The 26520-nt window shown below is 72.7% G+C and carries 21 protein-coding genes; 8 read left to right on the top strand and 13 right to left on the bottom strand.

The features are described from left to right. Window positions 1–206 precede the first annotated feature (206 nt). The 3 genes from TBIS_RS03650 to TBIS_RS03635 all read left to right on the top strand — a co-directional run bounded on the left by TBIS_RS03650 (window position 207) and on the right by TBIS_RS03635 (window position 6051). On the top strand, window positions 207–2063 hold the full coding sequence (locus TBIS_RS03650; protein ID WP_013130986.1) for an LCP family protein: 1857 nt from the start codon (window positions 207–209) through the stop codon (window positions 2061–2063). Window positions 2064–2655: 592 nt separating this feature from the next. Further along, window positions 2656–4488 carry an acyltransferase family protein gene (locus TBIS_RS18040; RefSeq protein ID WP_013130985.1) on the top strand — a complete coding sequence of 611 codons (1833 nt, stop codon included), beginning with the start codon at window positions 2656–2658 and terminating at the stop codon, window positions 4486–4488. Window positions 4489–4932: 444 nt separating this feature from the next. Further along, window positions 4933–6051, top strand: coding sequence for a glycosyltransferase (locus tag TBIS_RS03635; protein ID WP_013130984.1), 1119 nt, complete (start codon window positions 4933–4935; stop codon window positions 6049–6051). A gap of 88 nt (window positions 6052–6139) precedes the next feature. Here the strand turns inward: TBIS_RS03635 and TBIS_RS03630 are convergent, their stop codons facing one another. The 6 genes from TBIS_RS03630 to TBIS_RS20015 all read right to left on the bottom strand — a co-directional run bounded on the left by TBIS_RS03630 (window position 6140) and on the right by TBIS_RS20015 (window position 11943). Then, window positions 6140–6991, bottom strand: a complete 852-nt coding sequence (locus TBIS_RS03630) for a glycosyltransferase family 2 protein (protein WP_083785309.1) — start codon at window positions 6989–6991, stop codon at window positions 6140–6142. Between the two features lie 187 nt (window positions 6992–7178). Beyond that, on the bottom strand, window positions 7179–7937 hold the full coding sequence (locus TBIS_RS03625) for a CDP-alcohol phosphatidyltransferase family protein (protein WP_013130982.1): 759 nt from the start codon (window positions 7935–7937) through the stop codon (window positions 7179–7181). After that, window positions 7915–8955: an iron-containing alcohol dehydrogenase family protein gene (locus TBIS_RS03620; RefSeq protein WP_041431153.1), complete on the bottom strand. Its 1041-nt coding sequence runs from the start codon at window positions 8953–8955 to the stop codon at window positions 7915–7917. Before TBIS_RS03620 ends, TBIS_RS03625 begins: the two co-directional genes overlap by 23 nt. A gap of 47 nt (window positions 8956–9002) precedes the next feature. Beyond that, window positions 9003–9734, bottom strand: coding sequence for a phosphocholine cytidylyltransferase family protein (locus tag TBIS_RS03615; RefSeq protein ID WP_013130980.1), 732 nt, complete (start codon window positions 9732–9734; stop codon window positions 9003–9005). A gap of 89 nt (window positions 9735–9823) precedes the next feature. Continuing rightward, complete coding sequence (locus tag TBIS_RS20020) at window positions 9824–10447, bottom strand: DUF5941 domain-containing protein (protein ID WP_013130979.1); 624 nt, start codon at window positions 10445–10447, stop codon at window positions 9824–9826. Further along, window positions 10444–11943, bottom strand: a complete 1500-nt coding sequence (locus tag TBIS_RS20015; RefSeq protein WP_013130978.1) for a CDP-alcohol phosphatidyltransferase family protein — start codon at window positions 11941–11943, stop codon at window positions 10444–10446. Before TBIS_RS20015 ends, TBIS_RS20020 begins: the two co-directional genes overlap by 4 nt. Before the next feature lie 120 nt (window positions 11944–12063). On the opposite strand from TBIS_RS20015, the gene TBIS_RS03600 reads away from it, so the two are divergent. Beyond that, window positions 12064–13428 (top strand): IspD/TarI family cytidylyltransferase, encoded by a 1365-nt coding sequence (locus TBIS_RS03600; RefSeq protein WP_013130977.1) that lies wholly within the window; start codon window positions 12064–12066, stop codon window positions 13426–13428. A 253-nt stretch (window positions 13429–13681) separates the two neighbouring features. Here the strand turns inward: TBIS_RS03600 and TBIS_RS03595 are convergent, their stop codons facing one another. After that, complete coding sequence (locus tag TBIS_RS03595) at window positions 13682–14740, bottom strand: glycosyltransferase family 2 protein (protein ID WP_013130976.1); 1059 nt, start codon at window positions 14738–14740, stop codon at window positions 13682–13684. 52 nt (window positions 14741–14792) lie between these two features. Between TBIS_RS03595 and TBIS_RS03590 the strand changes: the two genes are divergently transcribed. Then, a complete protein-coding gene (locus TBIS_RS03590; RefSeq protein WP_013130975.1) occupies window positions 14793–16307 on the top strand; it encodes an LCP family protein in 1515 nt (504 codons plus the stop codon). 350 nt (window positions 16308–16657) lie between these two features. Here the strand turns inward: TBIS_RS03590 and TBIS_RS03585 are convergent, their stop codons facing one another. Further along, the gene (locus TBIS_RS03585) at window positions 16658–17434 is read right to left on the bottom strand and encodes an MgtC/SapB family protein (protein ID WP_013130974.1); all 777 of its coding nucleotides are present in this window, start codon (window positions 17432–17434) and stop codon (window positions 16658–16660) included. Between the two features lie 419 nt (window positions 17435–17853). Here TBIS_RS03585 and TBIS_RS19505 point away from each other — a divergent pair, with 419 nt between their 5' ends. Next, on the top strand, window positions 17854–18303 hold the full coding sequence (locus TBIS_RS19505; protein ID WP_013130973.1) for a lamin tail domain-containing protein: 450 nt from the start codon (window positions 17854–17856) through the stop codon (window positions 18301–18303). A gap of 285 nt (window positions 18304–18588) precedes the next feature. Here TBIS_RS19505 and TBIS_RS03575 read toward each other — a convergent pair whose 3' ends face one another. Next, the gene (locus tag TBIS_RS03575; RefSeq protein WP_013130972.1) at window positions 18589–19755 is read right to left on the bottom strand and encodes an acyl-CoA dehydrogenase; all 1167 of its coding nucleotides are present in this window, start codon (window positions 19753–19755) and stop codon (window positions 18589–18591) included. Window positions 19756–19905: 150 nt separating this feature from the next. On the opposite strand from TBIS_RS03575, the gene TBIS_RS03570 reads away from it, so the two are divergent. Further along, entirely contained in the window at window positions 19906–21258 is a 1353-nt protein-coding gene (locus TBIS_RS03570) for a UDP-glucose dehydrogenase family protein (RefSeq protein ID WP_050760424.1), read from the top strand. Window positions 21259–21385: 127 nt separating this feature from the next. On the opposite strand, the gene purE is transcribed toward TBIS_RS03570, so the two are convergent. The 3 genes from purE to TBIS_RS03555 form a co-directional block, all read right to left on the bottom strand. Beyond that, window positions 21386–21919 carry a 5-(carboxyamino)imidazole ribonucleotide mutase gene (gene purE, locus TBIS_RS03565; RefSeq protein WP_013130970.1) on the bottom strand — a complete coding sequence of 178 codons (534 nt, stop codon included), beginning with the start codon at window positions 21917–21919 and terminating at the stop codon, window positions 21386–21388. Next, window positions 21912–23078, bottom strand: coding sequence for a 5-(carboxyamino)imidazole ribonucleotide synthase (locus TBIS_RS03560; RefSeq protein ID WP_013130969.1), 1167 nt, complete (start codon window positions 23076–23078; stop codon window positions 21912–21914). Before TBIS_RS03560 ends, purE begins: the two co-directional genes overlap by 8 nt. A gap of 304 nt (window positions 23079–23382) precedes the next feature. Beyond that, a complete protein-coding gene (locus TBIS_RS03555) occupies window positions 23383–24300 on the bottom strand; it encodes a hypothetical protein (protein ID WP_013130968.1) in 918 nt (305 codons plus the stop codon). A gap of 187 nt (window positions 24301–24487) precedes the next feature. Here TBIS_RS03555 and TBIS_RS03550 point away from each other — a divergent pair, with 187 nt between their 5' ends. After that, window positions 24488–24985 carry a GtrA family protein gene (locus tag TBIS_RS03550; RefSeq protein WP_013130967.1) on the top strand — a complete coding sequence of 166 codons (498 nt, stop codon included), beginning with the start codon at window positions 24488–24490 and terminating at the stop codon, window positions 24983–24985. A 254-nt stretch (window positions 24986–25239) separates the two neighbouring features. Here the strand turns inward: TBIS_RS03550 and TBIS_RS03545 are convergent, their stop codons facing one another. Further along, entirely contained in the window at window positions 25240–26514 is a 1275-nt protein-coding gene (locus TBIS_RS03545) for a sensor histidine kinase (RefSeq protein ID WP_041431152.1), read from the bottom strand. Window positions 26515–26520: the final 6 nt, after the last annotated feature.

Raw genomic sequence — 26520 nt, 5'->3', positions numbered from 1 at the left:
ATGCTCGCCCGCTGAGCCGGGCGCATGCGCTGCGGCGTACCCACAGCCACGACGACCGATCGCGGCACCCCAGCGCGTTCTCCTGATTTAACCTCGAGAACGCGGGCAGCGATCACCAGGCAAGGAGGACACGTGAGCGAGCGAATCCTCGGCCAATTCCGCCGCTCGCCCGCTCCTCCGACGGCCCTCGCTCGGCGAGGACCGCGGTGAGCGAGCGCCGCCGGGCCGCCGCGTACGGCGAGCCGGTTCCGCCCGCCCCGACCGATCAGCGGGTCTGGGGCCGTGCCGAGGCGGCCGCCGCCTCCCACCGCGCCACCGGGAGACGGGGCGGCCGTGCCGCACACGGCTACGACGACGATCTCGGCTGGGACGACGGGCGTGGCCGGCGGTCACTGCGGCGAGACGACTCCCCCGAACCGCCGTTCGAGCACCGCTCCGGCGGGCGGCGCAGACGATCTGATCCGGTGGACACCGACCCCGGCGAGGAGCGCCCGCGGCGCGGCCGCCGGGCGCGCGGCGGGGACGAGGACGCGGAGTACCGCACCCGGCCGGCCGACCGGAGCCGGCCCCCGGGAGGCCCCGGCGCCCCGCCCCGGCGGCGCGGCAAAGGCGGCGGGGACCGCAAGCGCCTGGGCATCGGCGGCTGGATCAGCATCGCGCTCACCGCCGTGCTGGTGCTCGCCACCCTCACCACGTACAAGGTCTACCGGAGCACGGTCGGCCTCATCGACCGGGAGAAGTCGACCGACGAACTGGACAAGAGCCGGCCGGTCAACCAGACCGGGGCGCTCAACGTGCTGCTCGTTGGGTCGGACAGCCGGGCCGGGGCGAACCGGAAGTACGGCAAGTACATGGTCAACGACAGCGAGCGCACGGACACGATCATGCTGCTGCACGTGTCCCCCAACCGGGACGCCGCGACGTTGATCAGCTTCCCCCGCGACTCGATGGTGATGATCCCCGCCTGCCGGAACGTGCGGACGGGGCAGATCATCCCGGCGCACCTCGGCATGATCAACTCCGCCTTCTCGGAAGGCGGGATGATCTGCACGCGCCGCACCATCGAGACGCTCACCGGCATCCGCATCGACCACTTCGTCAAGGTCGACTTCACCGGGTTCAAGAACATCATCAACGCGCTCGGCGGGATCGAGATCTGCCTGCCGCAGCCGGTGAACGACCGGAAGTCGAAGCTGAACCTCCCGGCCGGGCGGCAGGTGGTCAAGGGCGAGCAGGCCCTCGCCTACGTGCGGCTGCGCAACATCGGCGACGGGAGCGACATCTCCCGGATCAAGCGCCAGCAGATCTTCATGGCCCAGGTGGTGAAGAAGGCCACCAGCAGCGCCATGCTCACCGACGTCAACAAGCTCACCCGGCTCGTCACCGCGGTGGCCCGGTCGGTGACCACGGACGACGCCCTCAACACCGAGACGCTCCTCCAGATCGCGCAGAGCGCCTCCAAGCTCTCCGCGAAGGGCTTCAAGGCCACGATCGTCCCGTGGGAGCCGTACCCGCCGGACAAGAACCGCGTCCAGTGGAAGCAGCCGGACGCGGAGAACCTCTTCCGGGCGATCCGGAGCGACACGGAGGTCACCCCGTCGCCGAGCCCGAGCGCGAGTGCGAGCGCGAGCAAGCCCACGGTGACCAAGCCCTCCCAGGTGAAGGTGCAGGTGTTCAACGGCACCAACATCAACGGGAAGGCGCGCGAGGTCGCCGAGGAGCTCTCCGCGCAGGGCTTCAAGGTCGTCGGGATCGGCGACGCCCGCCGGCCCGACGGCACCGACCAGCCCAAGACGATGATCCGCTACCAGGGCAAGGGCTGGGACCACGCGAAGGTCCTCGCGGGCAAGCTGCTCAACCAGGTCACCCCGGAGACCGGGCGGCTCGCGACCGGTCCGGTGACGCCGTTCACCCCCAGCTCCCCGTCGCCCGAGGTGCCGAAGGGGAAGGTGCCCGGCCCGGTGATCCAGCTCATCATCGGCAGCGACTGGAAGGGCGTGCGGATCCCGCTCAAGCTCGGCGACAACGCGGTGACCACCGAGACCAACCCCTGCCAGACCTGACGGGGCCGGGGCGCCACCGCGCCCCGGCCCGCCGGCCGCCCGGCGCCCCCGGCCGGACCCGGGTTCCGGTCATGCGCGGGGCGGCCATCGGCACGCACCCTTTCTTCCCACCCGTCACAGCGGTGATGTTTCATCCCACGGAAGACAGCGATTGACAAGAACGTTAGGGTGAAACATCTGGCGGCCCTGCCCGGTCGGCTCAATTCCTCTGATCCGCCGGGCCGAGTTCGCTACTGTCCCAAAGGTGGGCCAGATCCTGCGGGGCTGCACCGAGCCCCGCCCGTCAACCTAGCCTCCAGAGATAGCAGGGCGTTTCCCCGTGAGTGACACCCGCCATCACAATCCGGTTCCAGTCACACCGCCGTCCGAGGGCGCCTCTGACGCCGACGACGCGCCCACCGGAGTGATCAACCGCATCACCGGGGATTGGACCGGACCGTTCGGCGACGGGTCCGCGACCGGGACGGGCGGCTCCCCGGCATCGGCCACCGGATCGCCGGAGGGCCGTTCCGCGACCGCGGAGCCGGCACCCGCTCCGCAGCCATCCCCCCCGGGGTCTCCGCCAGGGGCGCACCCCACCGGGGAGGAGACGGTGGGCGGCTCGGCGGCGAGCCCGGCGGCCGACGCGCAGGACAAACCGCCGTTACCGAGCCGGCGGCGGTGGCGCGCAGCAGAGGAGCCCGGCGAGCGGCCGCAGGAGCCGTCGTCGGGGTTCGACTACTTCGCGGCGCCTCCCAGAAGATCCAGGCCGGAACCGTCCGCGACCGGCGGCTGGGACCGGTACGAGCCGGCCGGCCCGGACGCCCCCACGGCCGCCACGGGATTCGCGGGCGCCTTCGACGACCCGTTCCGCGGTCCGGCCTCGCACGAGGCCCCCGGCTCGGCCACCGCCGGGCCGGAGTGGCCCGAGCCGAGACGGACGGAGCCCCGGTGGGCGGACTCCCCCTGGCCGGAGCCCGGCCGTACCGAGTCCTCCTCCTGGCCGTCCTCCTGGCCGGGAGCCGAGCGCGACGCCTCCCCGGCCTCCCCGGCGGCCGAGCGCACGGGCTCCTGGGCGGAGCGCGAGCGCGCCGAGCCCTCCTGGCCGGACCCCGACCGCACCGAATCCTGGACCCGGACCGATTGGCCGGCCCAGGAGCCGTCCCGGCACCGCGACGAGCCGGGCGCCGCTGACGCGCCCGCGGCGGACGCGTGGGACCCGTGGCAGCGGCCGCGGCAGAGCGGCGCAGCCGCCACCGCGACCGAGACGGCCTTCGACCGGCCGGCCGACACGGTCCACACGCCGCCCCGCCCCGCGTGGGCGGACGGCAGGACCGATCCCCCGGCCAAGGCCGATCGGCCGCGGGAGGAGAAGCGGGAGCGGTCCGGCGCACCGGCCGGCGGAGCGCAGCAGAAGCCCAAGGCGCGGGCGGCGAAGAAGCGCGACCCGTACCTGGACAACGCGAAGTTCCTGCTGATCACGCTGGTGCCGTTCGGGCACGCGCTGGTCCCGACCCTCGCCGCGGACTCGGCCCGGGCGACCTACCTGTACATCTACGTCTTCCACATGCCGCTGTTCGTCATGATCAGCGGCTACCTGTCCAGGAACTTCTGGAACTCGAACGCGAAGACCAACAAGCTGGTCGACACGTTCCTGGTCCCCTATGTGATCGTCGAGGTCGGCTACGCGCTGCTCCGCTGGTCCCTCGGCCAGAAGTGGAGCCTGACCATCACCGATCCGGCCTGGCTCAACTGGTATCTGATCGCGCTGCTGTTCTGGCGGCTCTCCACGCCCGTCTGGAAACGCATGCGCTTCCCGGTGACCATGGCGGTCTTCGTCTACCTGTTCGCCGGGTTCTCAGAGCTGACCGGTGACTTCAGCATGGACCGGTTCTTCGGGCTCATGCCGTTCTTCGTCATCGGTCTGATGTTCAAGCCGGAGTGGTTCGACTTCCTCAAGCGCCGCTGGGTGCAGGTCCTGTCGGTGCTGGTGCTGATCGGCGCGGCCGCCGTGGCGATCTACCTGGTGAAGAACTACCACGTCAAGCTCGGCCCGATCTACTACAAGTACAGCTACAAGGACCTCGGCCTGGTCTGGTGGAAGGGCATCGCCCTCCGGATGAGCCTGCTGATCGCCGCGCTGCTCATGTCGGCGGCGGTGATGTCGCTCGTCCCCAGGCACGAGACGTGGTTCACCGACCTCGGCACCCGAACGCTCTACTGCTACCTGCTCCACGGCGTGCCGGTGCTGATCGGGAAGGAGATGGGCTGGCTGAGCGCGCCCTGGCTGTTCGGCCCGCTCGGCGTGGCCGCGATCGGCAGCGCCAGCTTCGCGCTCTCCATCCTGCTGTGCATGCCGATCACCCGCCGGCTGTTCCGGTGGCTGCTCGAGCCGCGGCTCACCTGGCTGTACCGGAAACCGAAGACACCGGTGCGGACGGGCTGACGCCGCCCCGTGCGGTTCCCAGGCCCCGGAGCCGGCCCCGGTTCCGGGGCCTGCTTCTTATCCTGGGTGATGGAGGTCGTGGCCGTTCCCGATCCGAATGCCGGCCCGTCCCGATCGGTGGCCGGCCACCCACGTTCCGGCCGGCCCCTCGCCAGGCGCCGCGATGGCGCTCACCGCCCGCTCGGCCACGAGCGCGCTGCGGAGGCCGCCCGTCACGATCCGGCGGCCGCTCCTCAGCCATCTCGAGGGCCGGCCCTCCCTTGACCGCACGTACGGCACCGGCCGCGCCGGCCGGTCCGGCTCGAGCGGCCACGGCTCTCCGCGCCGCCGCCCGCGGATCCCCCGGCCGGTGCCCGGGACCGCGTGCACAAGTTTCGGCGGCAGTTCAACCACAATTCATGAAAAAATATGAATAATTTGCGCTAAGTGGGACAGCCTCTGCATATGAGGGTATGTGTCGCCACGATCGTCCAGCACCCGGAGCACGCACGGATCACCCACCGGCAGATCAGGGCGCTCCGTGAGGCCGCCCACGACGTGACTTTCATCGCGCCGTTCCGGCACTGCAACGCCAGCCCTCCGCCCGGCGTCCGGGCCATCGACGTGCCACGGGCCGTGGGGACGCTGAGCCGGATCAAAGCGATCAAGGCGGCACGTGCCGCGCTCAGACAGGGCGTGCGGGACGCCGATCTCCTGCTCATCCACGACCTGGAGCTGCTGCTCGCCCTCCCCGGCAAGCGGCCGCCCACGGTCTGGGACGTCCACGAGGACCTCGGCGCGGAGTACGCCACGGTGGAGCGTTCCCGACTCATCCGGCGCCTCGCCCCGGCGGTCATCCGCCGGCTGGAGCGCCGCGCCGAGCAACGGCTCCACCTCATCCTCGCCGACGAGTCCCACCGGAGCAGGTTCACCGGCGACCACCCCATCGTGCCGGACCACGCGTACGTGCCCCAGGAGGTGCCGCCGCCCTCGGACGACCACCGGATCGTCTACCTGGGCCGGATCTCCGCCGCCCACGGCGCCGTCGAGATGATCGAGCTCGCCCGGAGGCTCAAGCCGTACGGCATCCGCCTCGACCTCATCGGCGAGGCCGACGCCCGCACCCGCCCGCTGTTGCAGGAGGCGCAGCGGACCGGGCTGCTCGACTGGTTCGGCCACGTGCCGTACCCGCACGCGCTGCGCATGGCCGAGGGCGCGCTCGCCGGGCTCTGCCTCCTGCGCGATCTGCCGCTCTTCCGTGCGCCGGTCCCGGTGAAGGTGATCGACTACATGGCGTGCGGCCTCCCGGTGATCACCACGGCGCTCCCCGGCCCCGCGGCGCTGGTGGAGCGGCTCGGCTGTGGAACGGTCGTGCCGTTCGGCGAGCCCGCCGCGGTGGCCGAGGCCGCGGCCCGCGCCGTGCTCCGGCTGCGGGATGACCCGTCGCTGCGGGCGGCCATGGGCGCGCGGGGCCACGCCGAGGCACTGCTCCACCGCCACTGGCCCGAACACGCCGGGGAGTTCGTCGCCCTGCTCGAACGCTGGGCGGGCGCCGAGGAGCGGAGCGCGGCCGTCCCGCGCTGAGCCGTGGCCGGCGGCTCCGTGGCCCGGCCGGGCGTCCGGTCAGGCCACGGAGCGCGCCGGTGACGGCCGGGCGGCTCGCGCCCCGGGCCTAGACGATCGGCGGGCGGCCGAGCCGGAGCATCTTCCAGGCGGTCTTCCACGCCATCGGGCGGCGTTCGCCGGCCGGCTCCCGGATGCCCTCGATGAACCCGCCGAACCACGCCTTGAGCGCGGGCAGCGACCGCTCGCGGATCAGGGTCAGCAGAATCCAGTTGGTCAGGTAGATCACGGCGAGCGGCCACGGCAGGTTCCGGCGGGCGAGCCAGACCCGGTTGCGCGCGTTGTACCGGTAGTACTCCGGGTGCCGCTGGGGCAGCACCAGCGGGTGGTACATCACGGTCTCCGCGTCGTACTCGATGCGGTAGCCCTCGCCGAGCAGCCGCCAGGCCAGGTCGGTCTCCTCGTGGGCGTAGAAGAACCGCTCCGGAAGACCGCCGACCTGGAGGAACGCCGACTTCCGGATCGCGCAGGCGCCCCCGAGGAACGTCGTCACCGGCGAGGACCGCTCGGGGTCCCCGGCGCGGAGCCGCGGCACGTGCCGCCGCTGCACGGAGCCGCCCTCGGGGTCCATGACCCGGAAGGAGAGCACGGCGAGGTCCGGCTCCCGCATGAATCGTTCCCGAACGTGCGCGGCGATCTTCGGGCTGGCGTACCAGCCGTCATCGTCGAGGAACATGACGATGTCGCCGGTGCACTCCTGGACACCCCGGTTACGGCCCTCGGGGATGCCGGCGTTGCGCTCGAGCCGGATCTTCTTGATCGTCGATGCGGATCCCGGCTGCGGCCGGGCCGTGATCTCGGGCACGTCCGCGCCGTTGCCGACGATCACGACTTCGACGTCGTCGGTCTGCGACAGCGCGGATTGGACCGCACGGTCGAGCTCGGCGATCCTGTCGCCCATGGTGAGGATGACACAGGAGATCTTCACCGCGTCATCGCCTCGAGACTGGGCGGAATGAACACGACTTCATGATCACCGAGTCCGTTCGGCCGGATCACCCGATATCTGGCTGGTGTATTGCTGAACAAGGTTATAGGAACACCGGCCGAGCCGATGCCGGACCGCTGTGAAATCCGCATTACTTCGATCATGACAACCGCCGCGAAGCGAGAATGCTCACCAGGTGCAGCACGAGCTGGACCCCCGCGATGACGGCGCAGGCGACGACCAGCACGCGGGTCGCCGGGAACCACGGGTCGAGCAGGGCTGCGATGACGACGATCAACGACAGCTCGACGGCCTGGATGACCCGGTGGAAGCGGAGCGCCGCGACGATCTTCCTGGCCAGCCCGAGGGACCGGGAGGCGAACTGCTCGGCCGCGGCCTCGGTCGCCGCGGCGAGACCGGAGCGCGCCCGGGCGACGTCGACCAGGTCGGTCTCGGCCTTGATGAGGATCGCGCCGAGCGCCGCGGCGAAGCCGAGCACCGTGTACCAGTCGGGCGCGGTCTCGGCGGCGCGGAAGCCCAGGCCGATGAGCAGCGCGGCCTCCGCGAAGTAGTGCCCGACCCGGTCGAGGTAGACGCCCTTGACCGAGGTACGGCCGGTCCACCGCGCCAGTTCACCGTCGGAGCAGTCGAAGAGCAGATAGAGCTGGACCAGCAGGGCGCAGGCCAGCGCCGCCCAGAGGCCCGGCAGCGCCAGGACCGCCCCGGCCGCCACGCCGCACACGATCATCAGACCGGTGACCTGGTTGGGGGTGATCGGCGTCTTCGCCAGCAGCCACGTCACGTAGATCGAGAGGCGGCGCATGTACAACAGACCGGCCCAGTGCTCGCCACTGCGCCGGTCCATCGTGCTCTGCGGCTGAGCGACGGCGCGAAGCTCAGCGACCGACGGCGCGGACATAGTCCTCTACCTTCGCCCTGATCTCGCTTTCCGACAGCCTTAGATGCTCGAGGATCGTATAGCGGCCGGGTCGCGTGCTCGGGGCGAGCGCGACGGCCGCGGTGAACTGATCCACCGTCAGCCCGACGTCACCGGGTGCCACGGGTAAGCCGTGCCGGCGCAGGCAGCCGACCACCTGATCGAGCCGGGTCCGGTCCTGCCGGAGGAAGAAGCAGAACGCCGTGCCGATCCCGGCCAGCTCGCCGTGGTTGGAGGTCCCGGGGAAGAGCTGATCCACGGCATGCAGGATCTCATGATCTCCCCCGCTCGCAGGGCGGCTTGACCCGGCTATGACCATCGAGATGCCGGAGAGGATCAGCGACTCGGCGAGCACGGTGAGGAAGGCGTCCGACTCGATCGAGTCCGGCCGCTGGAGCACGGCCTCCGCGGCCGTCCGGGCCATGGCGACGGCGAGGCCGTCGATGGGCTCCCCGCGCTCCGCGTTGCCGAGCTGCCAGTCCTCGATCGCGGAGAGGTTGCTGAGCACGTCGCCGATGCCGGCGCGCACCAGCGCGGGCGGGGCGTCATGGACGAAGTCGAGGTCCACCATGATGGCCAGCGGCATGGGCACGCCGAAGGAGCCCTTCCCGCCGTCGTGGACGAGCGAGGCCACCGGCGAGCAGATGCCGTCGTGCGAGAGGTTGGTGGCCACGGCCACCATCGGGATCCCGGCGAGCGAGGCGGCGTACTTCGTGGCGTCGATCGTCTTGCCCCCGCCGATCCCGATCACCGCCTCGTAGGCGCCCTTGCGCAGCTCCGCGCCGAGCGAGACCGCCGCGTCCACGGTGGCCTCGGGCACCCGGAAGACCTGGGCCTCGCCGAGCGACGGGGCGATGGCCTGGGCCACCCGGTCGCCCAGGTTCACGCCGACCGCGACGGCGACCCGCCCGGAGGTGGCGATCCGGCTGTCGGCGAGCAGCGAACCCAGCTGTGCGACCGCTCCCCGCCTGACCTCGACCGTGAGGGGGGTGGGGAGCATCCTTGCCAGAATCGGCATGAGAACTCCTCGGTCACGTCACGGCCGGGTCAGTAACCGGCGGCGATCCGGCGGGCCTTCTCCAGGTCGGCGTGGTCGTCCACCTCGACCCAGTCGACCTCGCCGATCGGCACGAGGGCGATCTTCTCCCCGCGGTCGACCATCTCCTGGTAGCCGTCCTCGTAGTAGAGCTGCGGGTCCCGCTCGAACGTGGCCCGCAGCGCGTCGGCGAGCCGCTCGGCCGCGCCCGGGCGGATGAGCGTCGCCCCGATGTACTCGCCGTAGGCCTCGGCGGGGTCCATGAGCTTGGTGATCCGCTTCAGGTGCCCGCCCTCGACGGTGACCTTCATCTCCTCGTCGGCGAGCTTCTTCACGGTGTCCACGGCGAGGAGGATGTCGGCGGGCTCCTCGGAGGAGAGCAGCGCCTGCTCGACCGATACCGGGTGGACCGTGTCGCCGTTCACCAGCAGCACGCCCTCGCCGAAGTAGTCGCGCGCGCACCAGAGGGAGTACGCGTTGTTCCACTCCTCGGCCTTGTCGTTGTGGACGAGGGTGAGCCGCACTCCGTGACGGCGCTCCAGGTCGGCCTGCCGGTCGCGGACCGCCTGGGCCTGGTAGCCGACGACGACCACCACCTCGCGGAGATCCACCGCGGCGAGGTTGCGCAGGGCTATGTCGAGGATGGTGGTCTCACCGTCGACGGGCACCAGCGCCTTGGGCAGGGTGTCCGTGTACGGCCGCAGACGGCGCCCCGCTCCCGCAGCCAGCACCATTCCGAGCAATTTCCGTCTCCTTGAGGTCGAGCATCGGCGGCTAGCCTCAAAGGTTAGTGCGCTTTCGGTAATACCTGGGCAAGGTGTGACGCCCATCGTCACTCTTGGACGTCCGCGTCGGCCGCCGCGTTCCCCGACCCCGGGGCGGCCAGCCACGCGGTGAGGCTCTCCCAGCCGAACAGACCCCACAGGTAGACGGCGAGCACCGCGAACACGAAGGGGACCAGGTCGAGCAGGCCGCCGAAGGCGATGAGGAGCATCCGCCCGTCCCAGCCCAGGCCGGCGGCGGCGAGCCAGGACGGCGGGTACACCCGCTGCCGCAGCCGGTGGACCAGGTCGTAGTGGTGGAAGGCGATCGCCCCGATCAGCAGGGCGATCAGCACCGGCGGCACCGACCGGCCGAAGCCGAGCGAGGCCACGAAGCCGTACTCGGTGAGCCGCAGGACCGGGGGGACCAGCCAGTCGAGCCGCCCGTCGTGCGGGTGCGAGCTCCCCGCCCCGGCGAGCAGCAGGACCACGGCGGGGGCGAAGACGCTGAAGTCGTCGGCGCCCGTCACCCCGAGCAGCAGCAGCGCCCCGGTCACGAACGCGGCGGCGATCACGGGCGGGAGCGGCGGGATCTGCCCGAGGACCAGCCGGCCCATCGCCGCGGCCAGCGGGCCGTCGTCGCGCTGCGCGGCCACCGTGCTCCGCGGCACCGGCGCGAGATACACCGACGTCATGCCAGGGACCTCGCCATCCGCCCGGCCACCGTGTAGGCGAGCGCGATGAGGCCCCACCCCAGCAGGGTGAGGAATGTCACCCGCGCGTCGAAGAGCCCCGCGGTGACCGCGATCACCGCGGTGCGCTCCCCCACCGGCAGCACGATCATCTTCTTCAGCCAGTATCCGGCGCCGCCGTCGAACCGCCACGCCAGCGCGAGCACCGATCCCGCGGCGCCGCCCCGGGCGCCGCCGGAGGGCGCGTCGTCCCAGGGCACGGTGAGCGGCCGGCGCGGCCGCGGGGCGTCGCGCCGGGCGTCGGCGCGCGCCCCGGCGTACGCGAAGTCGGCCATGTGCCGGGTGACCTGCACGAGGAGGGCGGCGATGGCGAGCGGCCACGCCCCGCCGCCCGGGTACCCGATGGCGAGCCCGGCGTAGACGATGAACTCCTTCAACCGGTCGCAGATCGCGTCGAGCCAGCCGCCCAGGGCCGAGAACCGGCCGGTGTACCGGGCGAGCTGGCCGTCCACGCAGTCGAGCACGAACGACAGGTAGAGCGCGACCGCGCCGGTGAGCATCGCGCCCCGGTGCCCGCCGGTGAACCACACGGCGGCGATGACCGCCAGGCCCACCGACATGCCGGTGACCGTGTTCGGCGTCAGGTGCGCCTTGGCGGCGAGCCGTACCAGGTGGCGGGACCACGAGCTGACGCAGAACGTGGTGAAGAAGCCGTCGTCGCTCTTGATCGCCGCGTCGAGCCGGGCCGCGTCCACGTCCACCGCGGCGAGCTCCCGCAGCGCCCGGCCGGCCTCGTCGGCGTCGCCCACCCGGGTGCAGTGCAGCCCGCCGATGGGGACGGCCTTGACCGGCACGCCCACGCGGACCAGCCCGGCGAGCAGCAGCTCGGGGAGCTCGTGGTCGCCCACCCCGGCGAGGTTCCGGCCGGCCACCAGGTCGGCGAGCTCCTCGGCGACCTCGGCGAGGCCGGCGAGGTGGTCCCGCCCCACGAGCAGCACCCCGCGGAAGGTGGCGTTCGCCTGCCCGACGCGATGGAACGAGGTCCCGGCCGAGGCGATCCGGTCCTGTTCGATCCGCACCGGCGGGCGGAGCGGGCCGGGCGCCCCGCCGGCGACGATGGCCCCGGTCGGCCGGGCCGGGTGGCCGAGCAGCAGGGCGAGGGCCTCGGTGTGGGCGAGCAGGTCGGCGGGGAGCACGGCGAGGGGGGAGATGGCGGTTCGCGCCAGCTTGGCGACGGTGCGCAGGTCCTCGGCGAGCCCGTCGCTCACCGTGACGCCGTGGGCGCCCGTGTCGGCGCCTCCGGCGATGTCCCGGGCGACGATGTGCACCTCGCGGATCGGCAGCATGGCGAGCTGCTCGGTCACCCGGTCGAGCAGGGTGCCGCCGGCCGCGCAGGGCAGGCTCGCGACCGGCGTGGTGGCCACGACCACGGCGACGGTGCCGGGCTCCGCGCCCGGGTCGCCGCGGGCCGTACCGGACCGGATCGGATCCGCTTCCATGCGATCTCGTTTCACATCGGTCACGGGATGTTCACCCCGCAACGTAACCGAGCGATCACGAGCTGGCAATCACCTGCACCGTTTCACCTCCCGGTATGGTCGGGATCCGGGGAGGACAACATGATCGCGGAATCGCGGCTGCGCCGGGTCGGGGTGGTGCTCGCCGGCGGGATCGGGCAACGGGTCGGGGCCGGCGCCCCCAAGCAGCTTCTCGAGATCGCGGGGAAGACGATCCTCGAGCACACCCTGGACGTGTTCGACGGCCATCCGGGGATCGACGAGGTGGTCGTGGTGATGGCCCCGGGCTTCCTGGCGGAGGCCGAGCGGATCGCCCGCGGCTACCCGAAGGTCACCCGGGTGGTGGCCGGGGGCGCGACCCGCCCGGAGTCCACCTGGCGGGCCCTGTGCGCGCTCGGCGACGAGGAGTGCGACGTGCTGCTCCACGACGCCGCGCGGCCGCTGCTCGATCCGGGGATCCTCAGCGCGTGCGTGGCCGCGCTCGACCGGCACGTGGCGGTCGAGGTGGCCATCCCGTCGAGCGACACGATCCTGGTGGCCGAGCAGGGGCCCGAGGGCGAGGTCGTCGGCGACGTCCCCGACCGCTCCCGCCTCCGGCGGGCCCAGACCCCGCAGTGCTTCCGGCTCTCGGTGATCAGGACGGCGTACGAGCGGGCGTTCGCCGACCCCGAGTTCGGCGCGCGCCCGGCGACCGACGACTGCGGGGTCGTGCTGCGCTACCTGCCCGGCGTGCCGATCCACCTGGTGCCGGGCAGCGAGCGGAACATGAAGGTCACCCACCCGGTCGATCTCGAGATCGCCGACCGGCTCCTCGGGCTCTCCGGCCGCGCGGTCCGGCCGCTCACCGACGAGGAGCGGCGGGCCGGGCTGGACGGCCGCACGCTCGTGGTGGCCGACGCCGGGAGCGGGCTCGGCTCACTGATCGCCGGGCTCGCCAAGGGGTACGGCGCGGCGGTGCACGTGCTCTCCCCCGGCGAGCTGCGCGCACCGGAGACCGGCGCGATCGCCGAGGCGCTCGGCCGGGCGGCCGCGGCGGCGGGGCGGATCGACTACGTGGTCCACGCCGGGCCGGTGCCGTACGGCGGCCCGCTCGCCGAGGCGGGCGATCGGGTGGTGGACGAGGCGGTCACGGCCTCCTGCCGGGTCCCGGTCGCGGTCGCGGCCGTGTCGCTCGCCCACCTGGCGGAGACCCGGGGCGGGCTGCTCTTCGCGGCCTCCGGCGGAGGCGGCGCGCTCGGCTCGCTGGGGAGCGCCGTGGTGACGGCCCTGGCGCGGTCGCTCGCGGGTGAGTGGGCGGAGCACGGCGTGCGGGTCAACTGCGTGGAGCTGCGGCCGGCCGGGGCGGGCGTCCCCGCCGGGGAGCCGGCGCAGGCCCCGCGCTCGCCCGAGGAGGCCGCGCTCACCGGCCTCGACCTGCTGCTCTCCGGCCGCTCCGGTCAGGTCGCCGAGGTACGGCTCGCGCGCTGAGCGCGGCGTCGCCCGGCGGCGCGGGCACGCCGCGCGGCGCCGGCGCGGGCAACGGATCCGGCCGGCGGGCCCGCCTCGCGGCGCGGACCGTGGCGGGCGGATCCGCCGGGCGGCCCGGCCGGTGGCCGGCGCGGGCGGTCACCGGGCCGCGCCCGCGCGGCGGTCGCCGGACACCGCCCTCAGGGCCGGTCGCCGGACGCCGCCCTCGCGGCCGGGCGGCCGATGCGCACCGGGCCGCGTCCCCGCCCGGTGCCTAATCGGTGAACAGCTCCTGGAGGCTCACCCGCTCGGGCTCGGGGCGCGGCTTGCGGAGCTTCGGCGGGCTGGTGAGGAAGCCGACGCCCCACGAGAGGTGCATGGTCGCGTAGGCGACCGGTAGCCAGGCCAGCGCGGCCGGGGGCAGCCTGCGGCCGGTGACCACCGATCCCGTGAGGATCGCGGCGAGGTAGCCCCCGGGGATGAGCAGGCCGGGCCAGAAGACCGGGGAGACGAGCAGCCCGAGCACCACCGCCGCCACGAGGGCCGGCGGGGCGAGGTAGCGGAAGTTCAGCGTGCCCTGGTGGGTGCTGGCGACCACCCGCCGCCACCGCCCGTAGTGGAAGTACTGCTTGGCCAGGGCCCGCACGTTCGGCCGGGGCCGGTAGGAGACCCGCATGCGCGGCTGGAAGTAGACCAGCCCGCCGGTCGCCCGGATCCGGTAGTTCATCTCCCAGTCCTGCGCGCGCAGGAAGTGCTCGTCGTAGCCGCCGACGCGGTCGAGCGCCTCCCGGCGGAAGACGCCGAGGTAGACGGTGTCGGCCGGCCCGGGCCGGCCTCCGGTGTGGAACCGGGCGTTCCCCACCCCGATCTTCGAGGTCATCGCGCAGGCCACGGCCTGCTCGAACGGGGTGACGCCCTCGGCCGCCATGATGCCGCCGACGTTGTCGGCACCGGTCTGCTCCAGCGTCTCGACGGCGGTGCGCAGGTAGTCCGGCGGGAGCATGGCGTGCCCGTCGACGCGGGCGACGATCGGGTGATGGGAGGCGGCGATCGCGATGTTCAGCCCGTTGGGGGTGCGCCCCGTCGGGTTCGACACCACGATCACCCGGGGATCCTCGGCCGCGAGCGCGTCGGCGATCTCCTGGGTCCGGTCCTTGGACGGGCCGACGCTGATGACGACCTCGATGGGCCCCGGGTAGTCCTGGTCGAGGACCCGGCGCACGGCTTCGCGCAGGTGCCGCTCCTCGTTCAGCACCGGCATGATCACCGAGACCGGCGGCCAGGCGCGCCCGGGCGCCTCGCTCGATCGACTCGAGTCAGAAAAGGGCTTCATGGCTGCGCTCACGCTACTGTACTAGCGGGTGGAGACGGCAATCGGAGGTCGAATGGCCGGCGACCGTGAGGAGGACTCCGGAGTCCGGATAGGCCAGGACGCCTACGGCGGGGTGCGCCTCACGGCCCCGCGCGCCCGGCGGAAACGGACAAGTCTCCGATCCCTGCTCATTTCAAGCTCGCTCTCGACGCTGGTGCTGCTCGGCTCGGGCGCGCTCTGGCTGGTCCCCAAGTACGCCGCGGGCCGGATCACCGCGGTGGACGCCGGGACGGCGAGCCAGGCCACCACCGAGGACGCGCTCAACATCCTGCTCGTCGGCGTCGACAAGCGGGACAACCTCACCCGGCGCCAGCAGAACCTGCTCCACCTCGGCCGGGAGAGCGGGCAGCGCACCGACACGATGATGGTGATCCACCTGTCGAAGGACCGCAGGAAGATCACCGTCGTCAGCCTGCCCAGGGACACCTGGACCGAGATCCCCGGCAAGGGCCACCACAAGATCAACGCGGCCTATCAGTTCGGCGGTCCCAAGCTCACCGTGCAGACCGTGGAGCGGGCGACCGGGCTGCGGATCCACCACTACGTCGAGGTCAACGTGCTCGGCTTCATCGACGTGGTGGACTCGCTCGGCGGGGTCACGGTCTGCACCCCCGTGCCGATCGACGACCCGAAGACCAAGCTCGTCCTCAAACCCGGGACGTACACCCTCGACGGGGTGAACGCGCTCGCCTACGCGCGCACCCGGGCCACCGCGCGCTCCGACCTGGACCGGATCGACCGCCAGCAGCAGGTGATCTCCGCCCTGCTCGACAAGATCACCAGCAGCGGGACGCTCGCCAACCCGGCGCGGCTCGCCGCGCTGGTCGACTCGGCGCTCAAGACCCTCACCGTGGACAAGGCCCTCGCCGACAACCTGCTCGGCCTCGCCACCCGGCTGAAGGACGTCTCCACCGACGACGTCACGTTCGCGACCGTGCCGCTGGCCGACGTGAACTACCGGACGCCGACCGGCGAGTCCGCGGTGCTGTGGGACAAGGCGGCGGCCCGCGAGCTGTTCCGGCGGATCGCCGCGGACGAGCCGCTGATCAAGCCGTCGAAGGCGCCGGCCACCCCCTCGGCCGGGCCGTCCGGCACGCCGTCCGCGCCGGCGGCCTCCCCGGCCGCCTCGGCCACGCCCACGGCCTCGACGGAGCCGACCATCCCGCCGCAGCGCATCGCGGTCCGGGTGCTCAACGGCACCACCATCCCCGGGCTCGGCGCGCGGACGCGGACGGCGCTCATCGAGGCCGGGTTCATGGTGCCGGCCCCCGCGCGCAACGCGGCCCGGCGCGACTACGCCACCACCGTGATCCGCTACCCGCCCGGCCGGGAGGAATCGGCGCGCACCGTGGCCGCCGCGATCCCCGGGGCCGAGCTGCGCGAGCGCGACGTCCCCGGCATCGAGATCGTCCTCGGTCAGGAGAACCACACGGTGCGGAAGGTCCCGGTGGCCACGCCGAAGCCGTCCCCGTCCCCGGTGGTGACCCCGGCGGCCCGGACCGCCACGCAGAACATCTGCAAGCGCTAGCCCGCGATCACCGAAACCGCGGGGGGTGGGTGATCGCGCCCCGGGGGTGCCTCGAGCCCTGGTGGAGGCCTGGAGGCCGCACGGTTCGCCGATCCCGGCGGCCCGGTGCCGTCCGGAGCGGTCACCGGTGCCCCGAGATCCGGTGGCCGTGGGGCCGACGGTCGGCGTCCGGACGGGCGACCCGGTCCCATGCGATGCGACACGTGGGGAGCCCACCGGTGCCTCGCCGCCCTCGCCGGACAGGCCGCCCGGTTCCGTGTGGCCCGGCGCCCGGGCCCCGGTGCCGTACGGGAGCGGCCGGTGCGATGCGGTGCCGTACGGGAGGGCCGGTGCGGCGGGGCGGTGGCCGGTCAGTCGGTGGTGGCGTCCGGGGCGTCGGCCCGGGCCGCGACGACACCGGGCACGTCGATCAGCTCGGCGATCAGCGAGGTGACCGAGCCCCTCCCCAGCACGACCATCGACGCGGTGGCCACCTCCGGATGCGGCTCCTCGCCTCGCTCGCGGCGGCGTTCCTCCTCCGGCTCGGCGGGCCGCACCCGCCGTACGGTGCTGAGGTCGCTGACGGCGAAGCCGCGGCGCTCGCAGAGGTCGAGCGCACGGCGCAGCGCGCCGGAGCCGTGGAGGTAGTCGATGCGGATCCCGCAGCGCGACTCGGCGCGGCGGGAGACGAGCCGGGCGATCGGGCTGAGCCCGATGACGGCGAGGAAGTGCCCCGCGGTCACCGCCGTCGCCAGGAGCGGCAGCCCGGCGCCCGCGGCCGCGCCGACCGCGGCGACCACCCACACGCCCGCCGCCGTGGTGAGCCCGTGCACCGCGTCCCGCCGGACGAAGATGAGGCCGGCGCCGATGAAGCCGATGCCGGAGACGATCTGGGCGGCCATCCGGGACGGGTCGAGCACCACCAGGTCGCGGTTGATGATGTCCCAGAAGCCGTACTTCGAGATCAGCATGAAGAGCGCCGAGCCCAGGCCGACCAGGGTGTGGGTGCGGATCCCGGCCGCCTTGCTCCGCCACTCCCGCTCCACCCCGATGAGGGCCGAGAGCACGAAGGCGAGCGCGAGCTTGCCGACCTCGGCGAGGGTCTCCCCGCCGAGGCTCTGCTGCAGGCCGGCCGCCCATGCCTCCATACCGTCGTCCCCTCCGTCGCCCGCCGTGGGCCGCTGATCCCGAACGGGATGGGCGCGATGCCGTCACGGGTCGGGCCCGCTCCCCGCTCCGGGCCGCGGTGACCATCCGCGCCGCCCCGGTCCGCGGTGACCATCCGCGCCGCCCCGGTCCGCGGTGCCGTACGGGTCCACCGATCACGGGATCATGTGTCGCACATACCCGCCCGGGTGGTCTCCCCGAACCGGCGCCGGGTTCGATTCATGAGACGCGCGGGCCGGGGACCGCCGTGGCCGGAATCGTACTGCGGAGGCTGAGGCGCGAGGGGCCGAAGAAGATTTCGTTACGGCATAGATCCGAGGGCGTTCCGGGTCTCCGGACAACCAACGAGGCAGCCGAGGCGTCATCTGCGCGCGAGGATCTCACCGATCAGGAAGGTTCCGTGCGCACCGTCGCCATCTCCGCCGTGCTGGCCGCCGCCGCGCTGGCGATCCCGTTCACCACCGCGCCCGCGCAGGCCGCCGCGCCGAAGGTGCGGATCGTCAAGATCTACTACGACTCGCCGGGCCCCGATCGCGGCGGCAACGCGAGCCTCAACGGCGAGTACGTCGTGCTGAAGAACTTCGGCACGGCCGCGGTCTCCCTGAAGGGCTGGACCATCCGCGACAAGAACGGCTTCCGCTACACCTTCAAGGCCTTCACCCTCAAGCGCGGCAAGACCGTGACCTTGCGCACCGGTAAGGGCAAGGACACCGCCACCACCGTGTACTGGGGGCGCGGCTGGTACGTGTGGAACAACGACAAGGACACCGCCTACCTGCGCGACAAGGCGGGACGGCTCGTCCACTCCTGCTCGTACAACTCCAGCAAGGCGGACTACAAGCTCTGCTGATCGGCCCGGCCGCGCGGGGGCGCGATCGGCGACCCGCCCACCCTCCGGTACGGCCGCGGTCCCGGCGCGGCCGGCCGCCGGTGCTCCCCACCGGTGCGGCCGCGGCCGGATCGGCGGCCGGGCGGACCTGACGGGGCGGCCACGCGGGAAGCCCGGTCCGGCGGGTCCGCCCCGGACCGGGTGCTCCCGGCCGGCGGCCGCTGCGCCCCTGCGTGAGGATCGCCGCGGCCCGCCGCAGACGGCTGCTTCTGACCGCCTGCTTCGTCACGGCCTGCTTCAGGCGGCCTACTTCAGCAGGTGGCGCGCCATGACCATGCGCTGGATCTGGTTGGTCCCCTCGTAGATCTGGGTGATCTTGGCGTCCCGCATCATCCGCTCGACCGGGTAGTCCCGCGTGTAGCCGTACCCGCCGAGCAGCTGCACCGCGTCGGTGGTGATCTCCATGGCCGCGTCCGAGGCCGCGCACTTGGCCGCGCTGGAGAAGAAGGTGAGGTCGTCCACGGGCGTGCCGTTCATGACGAGCTCGGACTTGGCCGCGGCCGCGTAGGTGAGCTGCCGCGCCGCCTCGAGCTTCATGGCCATGTCGGCGAGCATGAACTGCACACCCTGGAAGTCGGCGATCCGCTTCCCGAACTGGCGGCGCTCCTTGACGTAACCGATCGCGTAGTCCAACGCGCCCTGGGCGATGCCGATCGCCTGGGCCGCGATCGTGATCCGGGTGTGGTCGAGTGTGGCGAGCGCGGTCTTGAACCCGGTCCCGGGCTCACCGATCATCCGCCAGGCGGGGATGCGGACGTTCTCCAGGATGACCTGGCGGGTGGGCGAGCCCTTGATGCCCAGCTTCTTCTCCTTCGGCCCGAAGCTCACTCCGGGGTCGTCCTTCTCGACCACGAACGCCGAGATCCCCCGCGCGCCGGCCGACGGGTCGGTGACCGCCATGACCGTGTAGAACTGCGAGACCCCCGCGTTGGTGATCCACATCTTGGTGCCGTTGAGCACGTAGTGGTCCCCGTCGCGGACGGCCCGGGTCTTCATCGAGGCGGCGTCCGAGCCGGCCTCCGGCTCGGAGAGCGCGTAGGAGAACATCGCCTCACCGCGCGCCACCGGCGGCAGGTAGCGCTGCTTGAGCTCCTCGGAGCCCGCGAGCAGCAGCGGGACCGTTCCCAGCTTGTTGACGGCGGGGATCAGCGAGGTCGAGGCGCAGGCCCGGGCGATCTCCTCGATCACGATCACGGTCGCGAGGGCGTCCGCCCCCGCCCCGCCGTACGCCTCGGGGATGTGCACGGCGTGGAGCTCGGCCGCGACGAGGTCCTTGTAGACGTCCCACGGGAACTCCTCGGTCTCGTCGATCTCCGCGGCCCGCGGGGCGATCTTCTCTTCGGCGAGGGACCGGACGGTCTCCCGAAGCAGCTGGTGCTCTTCAGAGGGCGCGTAGAGAGGGAAGCTGGTCATAGCGCGATATTAGGACGTCCAAGCAGATGGTTACCATGCGGTACGTCACACGCGATTCACACGGCACACAATTGGCCCTACCTTGGTCAAGAACGACCAAGAACGGGTTTTCCTGGGCGGCCGTCCTGGGCACAACACTCGGCCAGTAGCATGCCTCACCAAACGATCGGCAAGAGGGGAGCAGCAGCCGTGCCATACCGCCTCACCGTGCTGGGTACCGGGTACCTGGGTGCGACGCACGCGGCGTGCATGGCCGAGTTAGGGTTCGACGTCCTCGCGCTGGACGTCGACGAACGCAAGATCGAGCGGCTGCGGCGCGGCGATCTGCCCATCCACGAGCCCGGGCTAGAGGAGCTGCTCAAGCGCAACCTGGCCGCCGGCCGGCTCCGGTTCACCACCTCCTACGAGGAGGTGGCGCGCTTCGGCGACGTGCACTTCATCTGCGTGGGCACGCCGCAGCGCAGCGACGGCTACGCGGCCGACACCTCGTACCTCGACGCCGTGGTCGACTCCCTCGCTCCCCTCCTCGATCGCGAGTGCCTGGTCGTGGGCAAGTCCACCGTCCCCGTCGGCACCGCCGAGCGGATCGCCGAGAAGCTGGTACGGCTCGCCCCGGCGGGCGTGCAGGTCGAGCTGGCCTGGAACCCGGAGTTCCTGCGCGAGGGCCACGCGGTGCAGGACACCCTGCGCCCGGACCGGATCGTGCTCGGCGTCGCCTCCGAGCGGGCCGAGAAGATCCTCCGCGAGGTGTACGCGCCGCTCGGCGACGTGCCGATCGTGGTGACCGACTACGCCACCGCCGAGCTGGTCAAGTCGGCGGCGAACGCGTTCCTCGCCACCAAGATCTCGTTCATCAACGCGATGGCCGAGGTGTGCGAGGCGGCCGGCGCCGACGTCACGCAGCTCGCCCGCGCGCTCTCCTACGACGAGCGGATCGGCGGGCGGTACCTCAACCCCGGGGTCGGCTTCGGCGGCGGCTGCCTGCCCAAGGACATCCGGGCGTTCATGGCCCGCGCCACCGAGCTGGGCGCCGACCGGGCGGTCGCCTTCCTCCAGGAGGTGGACGCGATCAACCAGCGCCGCCGGACCCGGGTGGTCGAGCTCGCCCGGGAGCTCGCCGGCGGCACGTTCGAGGGCCGCCGGGCGGCCGTGCTCGGCGCGGCGTTCAAGCCGCACTCCGACGACATCCGGGACTCCCCCGCGCTCGACGTGGCCGTGCGGATCGCGCGGCTGGGCGGCACGGTCACCGTCTACGACCCGGTGGCCCTGGACAACGCCCGCGCCGCCTACCCGGACCTGGAGTACGCGGAGAGCGCCCTGGAGGCGGCCCGCGGGGCGGACGTGGTGCTGCTCCTCACCGAGTGGCCGGAGTTCGCCGCCCTCGACCCGGACGAGCTGAGCACCGTGGTGCGCGAGCGCAACATCGTCGACGGCCGCCTCGTGCTCGACGCGGAGGCCTGGCGTTCGGCCGGCTGGACCTACCGGGCGCTCGGCCGGCCCTGAGCCCGCCGGCGCGCCCGGACGGGCGCGCCGCGCTCACACGCCCGGCCGCGCTCATGCCGCCCGGCGCGCTCACATGCCCGGCCGGGCTCCGGACCGCCGGGCCGCCCTCAGCGTCGCCGGGCCGCGCTCAGGACCGCGCGGGCGGCTCCGGGGTCACCGCCCCGGGCATGGCCGCGACCTCGGCCCGCAGCCGCTCGCCCTTGGCGTACGCCTGGTCCCGCAGGCCCGCCTGGAACTCCTCCATGCGCCGCCGCAGCCGCTCATCGGTCGCGGCGAGGATCCGCACGGCGAGCAGCCCGGCGTTCTTCGCCCCGCCGATCGCCACGGTCGCCACGGGCACGCCCGCGGGCATCTGCACGATCGACAGCAGCGAGTCGAGGCCGTCGAGGTGCTTGAGCGGCACCGGGACGCCGATCACCGGCAGCGGGGTGACCGACGCCAGCATGCCCGGCAGGTGGGCCGCTCCCCCGGCCCCGGCGATGATCACCTTGAGCCCGCGTTCCGCGGCGCGCCTGCCGTACTCGATCATCTCGGTGGGCATGCGGTGCGCCGACACCACATCGGCCTCGAAGGACACCCCGAACGCGGACAGCGCCTCGGCCGCCGCCCGCATCACCGGCCAGTCCGAGTCGCTGCCCATGACGATCCCGACGTCAGGCATGTACCGGTCCTCTCAAGCAGCGTGCGGCGTGCCGGGCGCGCTCCCGCACCTCGTCCACGTCGGTGCCGAGCGCGGTCACGTGCCCGATCTTGCGGCCGGGCCGCACCTCTTTGCCGTAGAAATGGATCTTGATTTCCGGGTCGTGCGCGAGCACGTGCTCGTAACGGGAGAAGACGTCGGGGTCGTCGCCGCCGAGCAGGTTCGCCATGACCACCACCGGCGCGGTGGGCGCCGGCGAGCCGAGCGGCAGGTCGAGGATGGCCCGCAGGTGCTGCTCGAACTGTGAGGTGCGCGCGCCCTCGATCGTCCAGTGGCCGCTGTTGTGCGGGCGCATGGCGAGCTCGTTCACCACGAACCCGGTCCCGGTGTCGAACATCTCGACGGCGAGCAGCCCGGTGACGCCGAGCTCCCGCGCGATGGTGAGCGCGATGTGCTGGGCGTCCGCCGCCCTGCCCTCGTCGAGCCCCGGCGCCGGGGCGATGACCTCGACGCAGATGCCGTTCTGCTGCACGGTCTCGACCACGGGGTAGCTCACCCCCTGGCCGTGCGGGGACCTGGCGACCAGGACCGCGACCTCCCGCTCGAACGGCACGTGCTCCTCGGCGATCAGCTCGGCCCCGCCGCTGAGCGGCCCGCGCGCCTCCTCGGCCGAGGCGCACACCCAGACCCCGCGCCCGTCGTACCCGCCGCGCACCGCCTTCAGCACCACCGGCCAGCCGTACCGCTCGGCGAACGCCTCCACGTCGGCGAGGGAGGCGACCCTGGCCCAGCCGGGGCAGGGCGCCCCGATCGCGGTGAGCCGCTCGCGCATGACCGCCTTGTCCTGGGCGTGGATCAGCGCGCTCGCACCGGGGTGGACCCGGTGGCCCTCGGCGATCAGGGCCCGGATGTGCTCGTTCGGCACGTGCTCGTGATCGAAGGTGATCACGTCACAGCCCTTGGCGAACTCTCGCAGATCGGCGAGGTCGCGATGGTCGCCGATGTGCGCGTCGGGGATCACCCGGGCCGCGCTCTCGCGGCGGTCGTTGGCGAGCACCCGCAGCTCGACGCCGAGCGCGATGGCGGCCTGCTGGGTCATCCGGGCGAGCTGGCCCGCGCCGACGATGCCCACCACCGGCGGTGATACCGGACGGGAGAGGGGAACATCAGGGCTGTTCACGACAGGTCAGCCTACCGTGGGGTGCACGGACGGCCGCCCGGTGATCCCCGCGCCCGCGGCGCCCCACCGCACTCCGCGACGCCCGCACCGGTGGCGTGATCCCGCGTGCGCCCGCGGCGCCCACCGGCCACGGGGCTTGGGTACCGATCGGGCCGTCCCGGACCGCGCAGCGGGGCGCCGCCCGGCCATGCGCCGGCCCGGCCGTGCCCTCGGGCGGCCGGGTGAGCGGGACGGCGAGCGGGCGGCCGAGCGCGGTTCGCCGCGGAGCAAGACGGGGCGTCGCCCCGCCGGGTACGGCCGGGCGTCAGTCGGCGGTGATGCCGGAGAGCACCCGCCGCATCCCCACCGTGGCCATCTCGTCGTTCGCGTCGACCGCGGTGGCGAGGGCGATCATCTCGGTGCCCCGCACGGTCCCCTTCGCCGCCTCTCCGGTGAACGCGCGCACCTCCGCGGGACGGTACCGGGGACGGCCGCCGCCCGGGCGCTGCTCGTAGTCGATCCGGATGGTGTGGAACACCAGGGCGCCGTCCTTAGGCAGGGGGAGCGTGCGCGCGGTGCCCTCGATGCCGACGTCGGCGGTGAGCCGGCCGCCGCTCTCCGTGGTCCGCACCAGCTCCTTCAGCAGGTCCCGCATGGGATCACCGGAGCGGAACCGCACGCCGCCGAGGCCGGCCGGGTCGGTGAGGTAGGTCACGTGCCGGGGCGGCACGAGCCGCGCCCGGACCGCGGCCTTGCGGGCGAGGGCGGCGCGGTCCTTCGCCGGCCGCCGCTCGTCGCCCGCGACCGGGATGGGGCCCAGGGCGAGCCGCCACCGGCCTCCCGACCGGACGAAGACGAAGTAGGCCGGCGAGGGGGTCGTGGCGAGCGCGGCGAACCACGGGTCCTCGTCGTCATCGCCGCCGGCGGGCAGGAAGAACTCCGGGTCGCGGTAGTTGGTGAACTTCGGCGCGGGCAGGCCGTTCCGCACCGCCGCGCAGACCCGCTCCCCGACCGCGCGCTCCACTTCCGCGGTGAGGTGCTTGATCTTCGCGCAGTCGCGTTCCCGCCACGCGTCCGCGAGATCCCGGACGATTTCGAAGGCGGCCTCGGCGTCGTCGAGGGTGACCGTGCTGGGAATGCTGGATGGCGTGGCGGTCGTCTGGCGGCCCGACGCCTGCGTTTCGCCGCCGCAGGCGGTCAGCAGGGCGAGCCCCAGGCCCAGGGCGGTGATTCTGCGCAGCACCGTAGGAGCACCTCGTGGTTCCGCACGACGAAGTGATCCTACGGAAGCGTAACCACGGTCTCAGGATTTTCCCGCGTATGGCTGCATATTTCATGAAACGTTCGTGATTGAGCTGGGAAGACGGACGGGACGGCGGCACCTCACCGTGCTTCGGCCCTCCAGGCCGGTAGCCTGGAGCCACTCGCCGATGACCGGGAAGGACCTGCGGGCCGTGCAGTTTCTTCGACGCGCATACGCGAGGTTCGCCTCGCTCGTCCATGAGTTGCTGAAGTTCGGCACAGTGGGCGCGTTCGCCTTCGTGATCGACTTCGGTGGCGCCAACCTGCTGCGCTTCGGCGTGGGCCTCGGGCCGCTCACCTCCAAGGTGCTCGCCACCGTGGCCGCGACGACGTTCGCGTACTTCGGCAACAGGTACTGGACGTTCCGGCACCGCAAGCAGACCGGCTTCGGCCGCGAGTACGCGCTGTTCTTCCTGCTCAACGGCATCGGGCTGCTGCCGCCGCTGATCGTGATCTGGTTCGTCACCTACGTGCTCGGCCTGCACGACGCGGTGAGCTACAACATCGCCCAGGGGATCGGCCTGGTGCTCGGCACGATGTTCCGCTTCTGGTCCTACCGAAAGTGGGTCTTCCTCGCCGACCTGCCGCTGGAGAAGCGGGTCGAGCAGGCGAGCGCGGTGCGCTGAGCGGGCGAGACCGAGCGCCCGGATCCGCGGCGACGACCGCATGGCCACGTGCCCCGGGCACCACGGGTGAACGGCAGGTCAGGTGACCGGGCGGGCCGGCGAAGCCACGGCCGGCGCGGGCGAGCAGCGGAACGCCGGCCTGGTGAGCGGTCCGCGGCGAGGCGCCGCACGGCGAAGAATCGGCGGCCGGGCATGCCGGCCGCCGGTGGCGGGGCGGGCCGGTCCGACCGCGGTACGGCCGGCCCGGTGCGGGCTCAGGCGGGTCCGCTGACCACGCGGTGGCGTTCCTTCTCGAGGTCGTGGACGTGCCGGAGGAAGACCGCGAAGGTCGCCGGGCGCCGCCGGACGAGCTCCAGCCTTCCCCCATCCGCCGCGACCAGCGCCCGGGCGAGGGTGAGCCCCAGCCCGGTGCCGCCGGCCCCGCTGACATTGCGTTCGAAGATCTTCTGGCCGAGGTTGTCCGGGATACCGGGGCCCTCGTCCGACACCTCGATCACAACGGACCGCTCGTTGCTCATGGTGTGGATCCTCAGGGTCCCGGCACCGTGCTTCAGCGAGTTCTCCAGCAGGGTCGCCAAGACCTGGCTCAGCCCGCCGGGCGTGCCGAGCGCCCGCAGACCGCGATCGCCGGTCAGCACGAGCGAGCGCTGCGCCCGGCGGAAGGTCGGCTCCCACTCGATGATCTGCTGCTGGACGATCTCGTCGATCTCGATTGGCTCCGCCTGGGCGTGGCGCTGCCGCCGGGCGGCGGCGAGCAGTTCGTCGATGACCGCGGTGAGCCGCTCCACCTGCACGATCGCGGCCTCACCCTCCTCGCGGACCACCTCCGGCCGGTCGGCGGAGGCCACGATCTCCTCCAGCCGCATGGTGAGGCCGGTGAGCGGTGTCCGGAGCTGGTGGGACGCGTCCGTGGCGAACTCCCGCTCCCGGGCGAGCAGGTCGGAGATCCGCAGGGCGCTCCGGTCCAGCACCTCGGCGACGAGATCCACCTCGGGGATCCCGCTGCGGTGCCGGCTCGGTCTCGCGTCGCCGGAGCCCAACCGCTCCGCGATCTTCGTGAGCTCTTGGAGTGGCAGGCTCAGGCGACGCGACGTCACGGTCGCCAGCCACACGGCGACCCCGAGCGCGACCACGGCCAGTGCGATGATCAGCACCAGCCGGGTCTGGACCTCCCGCTCCACCTGGGCGGAGTCCCGGCTGATCCGGATGTAGCCGTTCTCCGACCGCGCCTCTTCGACGAGCTCGCGCCCCTCCGGCGGCGGTGTGCCCACGACGACAGGCGGGTGCCCGCGGAAGAACACCTGGATGTACCTGTCCGGGTAGTTCTTCGCGAGATGGTCGGCGCCGATCGCCTGCTGCCGGCTGAGGGCATACTCCACCCCCACCAGGAGCCGAGTCGCCTCGGCCCGGAGCTCCTCAGCGGCCTCGTCGTTGGTCATGCGCGCGACGAGAACGCTGAGGGGCACGCCTAAGAGCAGCACGGCGATGACCGCCACGAGCAGCATGGAGGAGAGCAGACGCCTTCGCACCGCTAG

It is taken from the genome of Thermobispora bispora DSM 43833, from assembly GCF_000092645.1.
In the GTDB taxonomy this organism is placed as follows: Bacteria; Actinomycetota; Actinomycetes; order Streptosporangiales; family Streptosporangiaceae; genus Thermobispora; species Thermobispora bispora.
Note: the sequence above shows the minus strand (reverse complement) of the source record. Positions and strands in the feature narration are given on the sequence as shown.